Source organism: Clostridium senegalense JC122, assembly GCF_000285575.1.
In the GTDB taxonomy this organism is placed as follows: Bacteria; Bacillota; Clostridia; order Clostridiales; family Clostridiaceae; genus Clostridium_J; species Clostridium_J senegalense.
Window position 1 is genome coordinate 164,317 of the sequence record NZ_HE611052.1, and the last position, 12,219, is coordinate 176,535.

At 25.9% G+C, this 12,219-nt stretch carries 11 protein-coding genes; 2 read left to right on the forward strand and 9 right to left on the reverse strand.

The window, feature by feature from the left end:
• A partial coding sequence (locus tag CSGHG_RS20755; protein ID WP_010295796.1) for a helix-turn-helix transcriptional regulator occupies positions 1-498 on the forward strand: 498 nt, incomplete at its 5' end.
• Here CSGHG_RS20755 and CSGHG_RS20760 read toward each other — a convergent pair.
• From CSGHG_RS20760 to CSGHG_RS12485, 8 genes are all read right to left on the reverse strand, one after another.
• On the reverse strand, positions 495-1,226 hold the full coding sequence (locus CSGHG_RS20760) for a hypothetical protein (protein WP_010295798.1): 732 nt from the start codon (positions 1,224-1,226) through the stop codon (positions 495-497). The genes CSGHG_RS20755 and CSGHG_RS20760 overlap by 4 nt on opposite strands.
• 100 nt (positions 1,227-1,326) lie before the next feature.
• The gene (locus CSGHG_RS12445; protein WP_010295805.1) at positions 1,327-3,717 is read right to left on the reverse strand and encodes a hypothetical protein; all 2,391 of its coding nucleotides are present in this window, start codon (positions 3,715-3,717) and stop codon (positions 1,327-1,329) included.
• Positions 3,718-3,736: 19 nt separating this feature from the next.
• A complete protein-coding gene (locus tag CSGHG_RS12450; protein ID WP_010295807.1) occupies positions 3,737-4,231 on the reverse strand; it encodes a hypothetical protein in 495 nt (164 codons plus the stop codon).
• Positions 4,232-4,249: 18 nt separating this feature from the next.
• Complete coding sequence (locus CSGHG_RS12455) at positions 4,250-4,477, reverse strand: hypothetical protein (RefSeq protein WP_010295809.1); 228 nt, start codon at positions 4,475-4,477, stop codon at positions 4,250-4,252.
• A 307-nt stretch (positions 4,478-4,784) separates the two neighbouring features.
• Positions 4,785-4,997 carry a hypothetical protein gene (locus CSGHG_RS12465; protein WP_010295812.1) on the reverse strand — a complete coding sequence of 71 codons (213 nt, stop codon included), beginning with the start codon at positions 4,995-4,997 and terminating at the stop codon, positions 4,785-4,787.
• Positions 4,982-5,869: a ParM/StbA family protein gene (locus tag CSGHG_RS12470; protein WP_010295813.1), complete on the reverse strand. Its 888-nt coding sequence runs from the start codon at positions 5,867-5,869 to the stop codon at positions 4,982-4,984. The genes CSGHG_RS12465 and CSGHG_RS12470 overlap by 16 nt, the downstream gene beginning before the upstream one ends.
• A gap of 136 nt (positions 5,870-6,005) precedes the next feature.
• A complete protein-coding gene (locus tag CSGHG_RS12475; RefSeq protein ID WP_010295814.1) occupies positions 6,006-6,209 on the reverse strand; it encodes a helix-turn-helix transcriptional regulator in 204 nt (67 codons plus the stop codon).
• Between the two features lie 605 nt (positions 6,210-6,814).
• Positions 6,815-7,468 (reverse strand): hypothetical protein, encoded by a 654-nt coding sequence (locus CSGHG_RS12485; RefSeq protein ID WP_010295816.1) that lies wholly within the window; start codon positions 7,466-7,468, stop codon positions 6,815-6,817.
• An 876-nt stretch (positions 7,469-8,344) separates the two neighbouring features.
• Here CSGHG_RS12485 and CSGHG_RS12495 point away from each other — a divergent pair.
• Entirely contained in the window at positions 8,345-9,316 is a 972-nt protein-coding gene (locus CSGHG_RS12495) for an FUSC family protein (RefSeq protein ID WP_010295818.1), read from the forward strand.
• A 273-nt stretch (positions 9,317-9,589) separates the two neighbouring features.
• Here CSGHG_RS12495 and hcp read toward each other — a convergent pair whose 3' ends face one another.
• Positions 9,590-11,263, reverse strand: coding sequence for a hydroxylamine reductase (hcp, locus tag CSGHG_RS12500; RefSeq protein ID WP_010295819.1), 1,674 nt, complete (start codon positions 11,261-11,263; stop codon positions 9,590-9,592).
• Positions 11,264-12,219 lie beyond the last annotated feature (956 nt).

Sequence of the window (12,219 nt, forward strand, 5' to 3'; positions counted from 1 at the left end):
CTTTGCATGTACAACTCATATAAAAGGACAACCTTTTGGAATAAGTTGCTAATACCTTTAAATGTGGATAATTTCGAGGTTTTAACAGCATGTGAATCACTAGGAAAATTTAATCATCCTGGTGATTGGATTGAATATTATAGACAAGCTAATAATATAACTAGATCTGATCTTGTAAAAAATTTACACAATATAACTTGGAAAACATTGCGTAAAATAGAACTAAAAGAATTATATCCTAATAAAGATATTTCTATGCAACTAGCAAAATATTTTAAACTTGATACTAAATTTTTTTATGATGAATATTTAGAATTTATATATTTAAATAATTTACATTTTATACTCTATAATTATAGAAAAAACAATAAATTAACAATAAAACAAGCAGCTAAACTTGTTAATGTACATATGAACGTTTGGACTAAATGGGAGCAACAATCAACAATAATAAGTAGAGAAAAATATTATAAACTTAAAAAACTAGGAATAATTTAATTCCTAGTTGATTTTTTTCTATATAGATAATATGTACTTCCTATTGCTGCAATAATAGCTAATGCAAAGATTACTTTTATGTAAGTATTATCTTCTATTTCATAAATTAACTCTACATTTGTATTTTTATCTATTTGCCCTAATTTGTAAGTCCACGTTTTTGTATTTGGGTTCAGCTCACTAGTAGCATTTGATTTTGTAACCGTTCCAGGTAAGCTAATAAAATTTGAAAACTCTATATTTTTAAGATATGAGTATGCCTTATCATCTGTAGTATTACTTTCATTTTCCAATGTTTTATCCTTATTTAATTCATCAATTATAGAAGTGTTACATTTTATATTAACTGTATATGTATTTTTCGTTATGCCTTTCTTTTTTGAATGTGTCATAGTAACAAAATTAGTATCATTAAGTTGCTGCTCTAACTGATTTAAATTTTTAAACTCATATGTGAATTCTTCAATATTCATACCGTCTTTAGAATAATTATTAAATACTACTCCTTTTTCTTTGAGTTTATCTATGCCCTCCATATCACTAGTTATTTTATTTTCTTCAAGTAATGATGCTATAAAATCGTCATATATTACCTGGAATTGAACTTTTCCTGATTCATCTTCATTTATTTGCGTATTAGAATTAAGTTTTATATTACCACATCCATAAAGGCTTAAACATATTATACATATAAAAAAATATATAAGTATTCTCTTAGATATTTTCATTTATATTCCTCCGTAACATAAATTTTCATACTTATAATATTCTCCAATTATTTAAACTTTATACAATTTTAAAATCTAGGGATAGTTATACCCCTAGATTTTAATTTAACTGTGAAGGTAATTTTGTAATAAATGTTGAAATAGATTTTTCTCTTCCTCTAATAATGTTAAGACTATGCCATGCAGGCAAATGTAATAATTCCTCTATTGTAAAGTTATTTCCTATTTCTTCACTTAGCATTTTAAAGTTTTCTTTTTCACAACCTGATAGTAGCATAAAATTACATCCAGTACCCTTCAATGGCTCCCACAAGCTTTTAAACTGCTTTAAGAATTGACAAGTAAAAACATATGTTGTCCTAAACTTTCTATCTTCTGCTATATTTTTAATCATAAGACTAGTACTATTATCTAACTGGTGAATTTCATCTAACATGATGTGTACAACTTTTCTATCTTCTCTATCTTTAATTATTGCAGCTCTTTTTTGTCCTGCAAGTTTCATTCTTGATAAAAAATAAGTCATTACTATATCTTTAAGTTCATAATCAGTGAAATAATCTTCAGGCATAAGCACTAAAACTACTTTATTTTGCTCAAATATATCTACAAAATTAACATTATTTCTATCTATGCCTAGAAGCATTTCTTCCGTCCTACTATCTCTTAAAAGAGCATTAAATCTATCTAAAACTCTATCTGCTTTATCATTAGTACCTATTGTTGCTGATTTACCACTTTTCCCAGTCTTTTTATCATCTAATTTTTCTAAGGTTTCAAATCTAAAATCATCTTCTCTGTAAATATTCATTTCTTTAACTTTATTTACTACTACATATCTAAACCTATAATTAGTTAATAATTTATATATTGAATACATATCTGTGTAACCTGCTAAAAATGTAAAACTAGCTGCGGCAACTAATATATTTCTCATATTTGCAGTTAAGTCTTGAACATCATTAGTATTAACTGTATTTATAAATTTTTCAATTAACATACAATAATCACTAGCAAATCTTTTTAAATTTCTTTCATAGTCTTCGTCTTTTGGTATATTACTTATATCTAACTCTGGATAATCAAAAGTGAATCCTTTACTTAGATCTAATACAACTAAATCTTCTTTTGGTATATGTTTTGCAACTTTCCAGGCATTAGCATTATTCTCTATATAGTCAAAATAGATTATGCAATCCCCACCCTTATATGCATTATAAACATAGTTCTCAAAGTACTTACTTTTACCTGCACCTTTTACTGCAACTATTGCTTTACTTAAACATAATAAGTCTTTTATCTTACTCCAATAAGCATTACCTTTACCGCCATAAACATGACCAAGTGGAATATATCCATCTCGTAATTCTTTAGTTAAAGGTATATCTGCAAAATTTAATCTACTCATACCTATCTCTTTTTGTAGTGTTACTTGAGGTAATAATAATAAATTCTGTAATTCTGAAGGTGTTAATATCATTTTTGAATTGTCGATAGGTTTCCAAAATAATTCTCTATATTTTACCCTATTCATGTTGTTTTCTGTATGTTTAACTTTCCTAGCAATTAGTGAATTATCAAAATCTAAACATCCAAAACAATTTTTAAATTGATTTAATATAAACTCCCTACGACTTTCCTCTTTAGCATATACAATACCTCGTATACTTGTTTCAAATCCTTTTTCAGTACCTTTTTCAATCGTTGCTCTTTTAAGTCCTTTTTCATTTTTTATAATCATTACATCATCATCTGTTGTGTCTATTTTTTCTACTCCATGTTTTCCAAACATAATTTCTTCCATACAGTACATAATCTCTAAAGCTACATCTAATGTTACATTGCCAAAAGTTTTAAATATATCTTTTAGCTTAAAATCAAATTTTTTAGGCATTTTACCTGCCTTAAATTTTTTATAAGCTTGATTATAACTTCCCCACCATTCTGTGCTAAGTGGTTGCATTATAACTTGGTATATAAATCTTTCATTATTTTTTAGCTGTTTCTTTAAATCTAAAATATATTTTAAAGGCTCTAATGCCTTATTAGTTGTCTTTAAAGAAAACATAAAGTGTTCTTTATTAACCATTTCTACAACTTCCATATTTTTATTTATATCTATTTCATAGTCCTTTTTATAACTACTAAATTTTATTTTATCTATATATTTACTATAGTTCTTTTGTACTCTATCTAGGTTTCTATCTAATAACCGAAATTCTACATTCTTATTTGTTATTTCTATTTCATATATAAAGTTGTTTTGTAAAATTAATATATCTGACTTTTCTTTACCCTTTACTAAATTTTTAATGCCACTTTTCTTAAATAATTTTTTAAAATGTATTGGTTCCCCCTCTTTCATTAATTCCTCAAGAAAAGCAAAATTATATCGCTCAGCATAAGGAATTATATTGTGTAAACTCTTAATAAGGTCCTTCATATTAGTATTATTAAGAGTAGCATTAGGTATTATTTTTAATCCACGCATAAGAATATCCTCCTGTAATTTATAATGACATCCTTAATTCAGTTCCTATCATTTCTAAAAGCCCTAAAAGAAACGGTACGAATTGCAATCCTATATAACCCATACAAGCCCATTTAATTATGTCTAACCCTTTGCTTTTTTTACCCGTTATAACCATAAGTCCACCACAAATTAGCATTCCATAAGTTATCGGATAACCTAATCCTGCAAGTAATTCTATTACTGGGTTAGTTATCGTTCTTATTTTTTGGCTAACCTCTACTAAAGGCTCTGCATTTACTAAAACGGTATTAGTTGCACTTATAACCGTAGTAGACATAGCCACTTTATACATTGCCTTAACTTCACTGTCTTTTTCCATTAATTTGATAAACTTACTTTCTATTCTCTTCATTTTTCTTTTATTAGGAATCTTGTTTTTTATACTGTCAGCATATCTCTTGATATCTTTTTTTATATCTATTTCTTTATTACAAACAACTTTATAATTTTTAACTATTAATATATCTAACATATAAACCCCTCCAAAAATCTATTTTATTATAGTAAGAACATATCCTAATACTTGTGTTATAATTGCTAAACCGTAGGTTTTAAGCCCATATCTAAGAACTTTTGTGTGTTTGAAAAGTATTAATAATACCCCTATCATTACAACTACCTTTGCTAATTCTTCTCCAACCATTCCACTTGCCATAAGTCCCTCTCCTATAGTTGTTAGAGTTTTTTCAGCACACCAGCTTTTAAAATTTTCCCACATACTTTAATGCCTCCTAAAATATTTATTAATTAATTGGATATACTATTGATGAGGTGATTTTTAAAATGAATAATAAAAAATTTGAAAATAGATTAAATACAATTTGGATTGGAATCGGCTATGCACTTATAGCAATTGGTGTATTGTCTCTAGTTTGTAAATTAATTGTTAATATATAACCGAATCAATCACAACTTTTATTCTTGATGCATATAATTCTATTAGAATTTGTTTTTAGCCCAAGTCTATCTTTTAATTAGATAGGCTTTTTTTATTGTTTTTAGCTTTTTATTTAACATTTTTTCCTCTAAAAATCTAATATATCTATATTTTTATTTTTTGTTGTTTCTGTTTTAGCAATTTTAGCAGTTTCTTTTAATTCTTTAGTATTCTCTTCCTTAATTACTTTCCTCAATAATCTTTTTATTTCGCACGATTTATCTTCCATGTTATTTAATAGCTCATACAACTCCAAATCTTTTGTAGTTTCCTTAAAACTAATACTTATCTTTCTAGCCAAAGCTGTTCACCTACCTTTTTAAACCCCATAACATTATCATAAAGAGGATCATTACTTATAATTAAGTTTTTTAATCTATTTTGGAAAGCTCTTTTAAAAGTTAAACTTCCACCACCAGTTAATAAAACATAGCCTTTAGACAACTCAAATTTAAGTTGCAACTCCTTATATATAGAATTAAAATGTCTTTGAAGTATAGACTTAATGAAACTCATATCCTGCTGCTCTCCATATAAAAACAATCCTTCTTTTAAAATATTTTCGCCTTCTTCTAATTTAAAGCTCTCAGTAAATTTAGTATTAACTTCTGTAACTATGTCAGTGTAAACATTCATCATACCAGTAGGAATTGTTTTAAAACCTTGTATTTTTCCATCTTTAAACATACATACATCTGTAGTTCTTCCACCTACATCAACTATAATAAGTTGTTTATTCCCTATTATCTTTTTATTTTCTAAAGATAAGTTATAGTAAGCACTTGCTCCTTCTGGAGCTACTTCTATATCACTAATAATAATGTCTCTTGTTACTCCATCTATTGTTATACTCTTACCTCTATTTCCTTCTATAAGGTTTTTAAGATTATATTTATTCTTCTTATATTGTTGTATTGGAAGTCCTAAGACAACTTGAAATATATTATCTTTAGAACTTTTAGCTAAAGCAGTAAACAATAATGGTAATGTAGTATCTTTCAAACTCTTATTCCAATCAGTAGAAAACTCACCTTCACCTACATAAATCCTATTTCCTTCATATATCACCTCATTAATATCTTTAAAGCTTTCTATTTCTGAAATTTTACTGAAAAATGATACTCTTTCTGATGTTTTTACTGAATAATTTCCTAAATCTATTCCAATTAACATGCATTTCAGCTCCTTGTTGCTCTCTATGTTATATATCTATGCACCATTGTTCGGAAAGTTTCCTATTTTTTATATTAAATCTAAATATTTATCTTAAATCCTATTTTTAGTTTGTAATTAAATAAAAAAATAGCACCTAATCTTCTAGGTACCATATATCTTCTACCTTTCGATTAAGTGCTTTTGCTATAGTTAATAAAGTTTCCGCATTACCTTGAACTTTATTAAGCTCTATTGTATTATAAGTACTTCTTTTTATTCCTATCATTTCTGAAAATTCTTTTTGATCTAGCATATACTCTCGCATACGAATTTCTTTAAGTTTATTTCTAACTCCCACAATACCACCTCTAATTCTATAGTATTCGATATTGTGGTTTTATTTCCTTTATATATAATGAATCTTAAGTTCAAATTAATCTATTCACTTTAAATTAATTAGTATTTTATTTAATATAATAATTTATTATATAGAAAATCTATCATAAAAAACTAGAAAGTTAAACTCCTAGTTTTTTGTGTTTTCTATTGTCAGAATGACTGTTGTTAGGTATTACAAGAACACCTATATTATATCTAATATTTAAGTACTTATTCAATAATAATTATTTCTATTTTTTAATATCTTTATTACTTAATATTAATATAAAGATGTATATTATATTGCAAATATATTTTAAGTTTATAATAAGTAATATTGGTATTAGTAAATTTGTTAAATTATATATCAATCCATATATATTCATTATTCTCGGGAAACTATCTAACAAAGACTTTCCAACTAATAAATTAATATCTTTAATAAATAAAATATTAAATGCACATGCTATTATAAGACAAACACCATAATAGAAAAATTTATCAATTAACTTTTTATAGTCCATATAGTTATAGTCCTTAAACTCATTTTGCAATTTATAAGCACATCCTTATTAATTATATTCTTTATAGACTTAAAGCGTATATTGTCATTTCATATGTTTTAACATTAGTTGTATAGATTTTACTATAACCTATGCTACTGCTAAGACTTAATCCTGGTATATCAATTCCTGCTGATATATCATTGCTCACTTCAATATAGGCTTGACCAGTAGTACTAATCCTTGCTGTATTAATATTAACATCTTTATTAAATCCTGATTCTGACCATCTATATAATCTAGCCCCACTTATTCCCATGTAAGGTTCCCCTACACTTGCTATTTGATTTCCACCATTAAAATTATCATGAATATATTTTACTTCTACAGCCATTACTAAGCTTACACTATTATTTACTCTATAATATTGTTTCTCAGTAGTGTACATTGTTTGAAATTGTGGTACTCTTGCTTTCATATACTTCATTGTATTTTCATCATTAAGTTTTTTAGCTCCTGAATAAGATATGCCTTTAGACTCAGCTAAACTTTTAACAAAGTTATATTCATTCGATTCTAGTTTTTCTACTTTATATGGTACTCCAACCTCTTCATCTTGAATATTTTGTTGAATATTTTCTTGTTTTACTTCAAATGTATTAGCCACTGCCCCCTTAGCTATAACTGGACTCAAAGCAATAGATGTCGCTAATAATATGATTATTGCCTTTTTCATTTTAACCCCCCCTTTTTTATTTTGAAATTATGACAATTAGATATATTTGTATTATAATTACACTTTTATAGTTCTTCAATCCCTTTATTAATTCATTTACATCATTTACAATTATTTTTGTTCGTTTTATAAAACAAAAGTAGCCTAAAGTTTTCACTCTAAACTACTCTATCTTTAACTAATTCAATTCTCTTATCAATAGATATAATATCATATTTTATTATGTCTAATAAATATATTTCTGTAATCATTTTCATAGTTTCCTTACTATTATATTTAATTTCTTTATCACCAAAATTATACTTTCATTAATTATAAAAAAGGATAACATATGGCTTACATGTTATCCTTAGTGAGAGTTCAATTCTCAGACATTAATGAGAAATGCTTTTTAAATAGCTCTTTTATAGTATTATACTTTTAAATAAAATTTATTCATCACCTAAAAAATAATTTTACATATAAGTAATATAGAAAATTAAATTAGATTAAATATATTTTAAGCTCTTTTTATACTAAGAGATATCCTAAAAATATTAGGATGTCTTTTTATGTTAAAGCATTTATTTAATAATGGTGTTTGATTTTAAAAAATCTTATAAATTAAAGATTATATAGTATTAAGTTTAGATACAGTAAATAAATTAAGTTTGTCTATTATTTTTAAATTTAAATAGTATTAATTAAATTTCTTTAAAAATTTTTATAATGTATGTATCGTATAGAAAAAATATATAATTCATTAGCTCTACTTTACGTTAGGTATCGAACTATTAATATAAATACATAAATATTATTACAAGGCGTAACGAAAGACATATTATTTTAAAATAAATCTAAGTTATGATAAAATTTTTAATAGAAAGAAGGTTACATATGAGTAAAAAATTAATTTTATTAAAATGTATTTTATTTATTATAATGTTAGTGTTTGTAATTTTTTTCAAAAGTATATTTGGAAAAGAAAACACACTTATAGGGATTGCAGTTATATCCTTAGCATTAATGATAATAAAAAGAAAGTCTAGTGAAAAATTTATTATAAGTTTTCTTAAAATATTATCTATGAATATATTTTTAGGAATATGTTCATTTTTAGCACCCCAGTCATTAATATTAGGAATGAGTTTAAATACCATATCCATGTTTGTTGTTGCATATGTTTGCTCATATAATTTAGATGAAGCATTATACATACCTTTTGGGCTTCAGTATATGTTTATGTTACATAACCCAGTTACTAAAGAAAAATTTTTTACAAGATTAATATCATTAGTATTTGGAGCTTTATTTGTTGTAACATTGCAGTATATAAAGAATAGGAAGACAAATTGTATTACAAACAAATTTAAAGAAAATTTTACAAGGAAAAGTTTAATGTTTTCATATGGAATTAGAATGGCCTTAGTTATGGCAATTGCCACATTTGTTATGAATAAAATCAACTTACCAGAAGGGAGATGGATAATGTATACTGTATTTTCTCTTACAAGACCATATAAAGCTAATTGTAATGAAAGAATACCTAAAAGGCTAGAGGGAACAGTAATTGGTGCTATAATATTTATGATTTTATTTACACTTATAGAATCTTCAATATTAAGAATTTTAATATTAATAATCGCAGGATATATAAATACTTATACAGTTGAGTATAAAAAAATGACAATTTGTGCTACAATAACAGCATTAGGAACAGTCGTCATAGGTAAACAACTCCTTTTTATAACTTTAGAAAGAATCTTACTTATAATTATAGGAACTATAATATCAAAAATAATTAACAATTATGTATTACCTTTTAATGTGATTGATAATGAAAACCGTAATTTTAAATTGGAAAATTAAGATAAGGTTTTAATATCATAGGAACCATTTTTATTTAAAATCGCTAAAAATTATTATGGTATCTTTATATTTAAAAGACATACTAAAGACTTTAGTATGTCTTTTATAATGTTTTTTCTATTTTTAGTATAGCTAAATAAAAATGATGTTCTTAATTTAGATTAAAACTAATTTAAACTAATGCGACTTAAATATGTATTACAAAAAATAATTTTAAATTACTAATTTCTCATGTTCAATATAAACTAAAACTTTAAAATAAATTTATTTATTTTAAATGTTTTGTTTTAAGCAAGATTTCAAATCATCATCCACTGTGCTTATTGTCCTTAAATCAAATGTATCAACTAAATATTGAAGCACATTTGGACTTAAAAATGCTGGAAGTGATGGTCCAAGGTATATACCCTTTATTCCTAATGATAATAAAGCAAGTAAATCTGCAACTGCTTTTTGTTCGTACCATGATAGGATAATTGATAAAGGCAATCCATTAACATCTGTTCCAAATGCATCTCCAAGTGATGTTGCAATTTTCACTGCAGAGTATGCATCATTGCATTGTCCAATGTCTAACAATCTTGGAAGTCCTGCAACCTCACCGAATTTTAATTTATTAAATCTATATTTTCCGCATGCTAATGTTAATATTATACAATCTTCTGGAACTTTTTTAGCAAATTCAGTATAATAATTTCTTCCTGGTCTCGCTCCGTCACAACCACCTATCAAGAAAAAATGTCTTATTTTACCATCTTTTACTGCATTAACTATATCCTCAGCATGGCTCAAAGTTGCATGATGACCGAATCCCACTAATATTTCATACGGCTCCTGATCTTCTTTATATCCTCCTAGCTCTAATGCCTTATTAATTATTTCACTAAAATCCTTTTTCCCATCATCATTCTTTCCAATATATTTAACTCCATCCCATCCAACAACACTTGTCGTAAATATTCTATCTTTATAAGAATCCCTTGGTCTCATAAGACAATTGGTTGTCATAAGTATACATCCTGGAATATCATCAAACTCTTTTTGTTGATCCTGCCAAGCTCCCCCAAAATTTCCAACAAGATGAGAATACTTTTTTAACTCAGGGTAACCATGACTAGGTAGCATCTCTCCATGTGTATATATATTTATCCCTTTTCCTTCAGTTTGTTGCAATAACATTTCAAGGTCCTTTAAGTCATGCCCTGATACAATTATAAATGGCCCTTTCTTAATATGTACATTTACTTTATATGGTGATGGGTTTTTATAAACTGTAGTATTAGCTTCATCTAATTTTTTCATTACTGCAACACTCATATCCCCTGTTCTCATCGTCCACCTTATTAACTCTTCAACTGATAAAGTATCATCTGTAGTGGCTTCTAGGGCTCTTACATAGAATTTATCAACTTGATCATCGTAATACCCTAACTCTCTTGCTTGATGTCCATAAGCACTTATCCCCTTCAATCCATAAATTATTGTTTGTCGCAATGAGCGTATATCTGGATCAAGATTTTGATCATACATTATTCCTGCTTTTTTTGCATCTTGTAACATTTCTGATTTGGAATCGCTTAAATCGTATTTAATATGTTCAGTATCATTTTCAATCTTTCCGACCTTTTTTCTTAATCTCTCTTTTATTTTTTGAGATTCCTTTAACATTTGAATATGAACATCTGCATCAAAATTTACATTTGTTAAGGTTGTAAATAGTGAATTTTCAATAAATTCCACTGTATTTTTATCTACATTTTCACCCTTTTCAGCTACTTTATTAGCATAACAGCTAATTCCTTTAATCTGATAAATTAACAAATCCTGTAACGCCGCAACCTCAGGTGTCTTACCACAAACACCTAGTTTTGTACATCCCTTTCCACCTGCAGTCTGCTCACATTGATAACAGAACATTGGATATTCTATAGCCATATTGTTTTCCATTTTTACTCCTCCTAACAATAATTTCTTATCTATAATATATAGTTTGAAAAACACATTGAAAATATACTCTTATACTAACTACATTAATTTTTATGTATCACATTACTGCGCTTAATTCACCTAATAGCATACTTTAGCTTCTACTGCTAGATATAAAAAACTATTTCCATAAATGTATCCTTTTATTCTTAATATCTCCAAAAAAGAAAAAACAGATAAGCTATTTCTATCTCACCTATTTCTCTTTAACATCTTTTATTTACTTAAATTTGTAATGTTAAATACTAGACCTTTAATGTTGGATAATATATTAAATGTTTTCTATACTAGTATAAATTTCATATTATGGTATTTATGTGTCAATCTTAATATAATTTCATATATTATATTAGCCTAGTAAATCTCATCTTAACAAAATGTATATTTAAAAGTAGTAATTAATGCTACTTTTAAATATTTTTAGATTATTATAGCTATCTCACGTGCTATATGTTGACTTATAGTTATATTCTCTTAAGCCTATTTAACCAAATATTTTTAATAATATTTAACCTTTATTATTATACCCCGTTTTTCATTTATAACTGCCTTTATTAATGTAAAAAGATAGCATTAAATCAATGCTATCTTTTTTATATCCAAATATTATTTTTAAGCAAAGTAATTCTAAATATACTAAAAATATAAATAGAGTAGTCTAAAGATTTCTTTCTAAACTACTCTCTAAAACTATCTCAGCTTAGTTATATGTGATCTATATATTATATGCAAACTACACTTCATAAGTGACTTTAAGTATAAAACATAAGTTGTATTTTTTAATTAGTTTACATAATTCAGACGTCAAACACACTATAATATATAGTACCCATATATAAACTTATTTTAGTTTAATATATGAATTTTTTATATAATCATATAAAATATAAGAAAAGATAGTATTAAACATTATGCTA

What these genes read in the sequence shown, in the direction of transcription:
- CSGHG_RS12495 (WP_010295818.1), top strand. Translation starts at nt 8,345, where the DNA reads ATGAGTAAAAAATTAATTTTATTAAAATGTATTTTATTTATTATAATG.
- CSGHG_RS12485 (WP_010295816.1), bottom strand. Translation starts at nt 7,468, where the DNA reads ATGAAAAAGGCAATAATCATATTATTAGCGACATCTATTGCTTTGAGT.
- CSGHG_RS12450 (WP_010295807.1), bottom strand. Translation starts at nt 4,231, where the DNA reads ATGTTAGATATATTAATAGTTAAAAATTATAAAGTTGTTTGTAATAAA.
- CSGHG_RS20760 (WP_010295798.1), bottom strand. Translation starts at nt 1,226, where the DNA reads ATGAAAATATCTAAGAGAATACTTATATATTTTTTTATATGTATAATA.
- CSGHG_RS12445 (WP_010295805.1), bottom strand. Translation starts at nt 3,717, where the DNA reads ATGCGTGGATTAAAAATAATACCTAATGCTACTCTTAATAATACTAAT.
- CSGHG_RS12470 (WP_010295813.1), bottom strand. Translation starts at nt 5,869, where the DNA reads ATGTTAATTGGAATAGATTTAGGAAATTATTCAGTAAAAACATCAGAA.
- hcp (WP_010295819.1), bottom strand. Translation starts at nt 11,263, where the DNA reads ATGGAAAACAATATGGCTATAGAATATCCAATGTTCTGTTATCAATGT.
- CSGHG_RS12455 (WP_010295809.1), bottom strand. Translation starts at nt 4,477, where the DNA reads ATGTGGGAAAATTTTAAAAGCTGGTGTGCTGAAAAAACTCTAACAACT.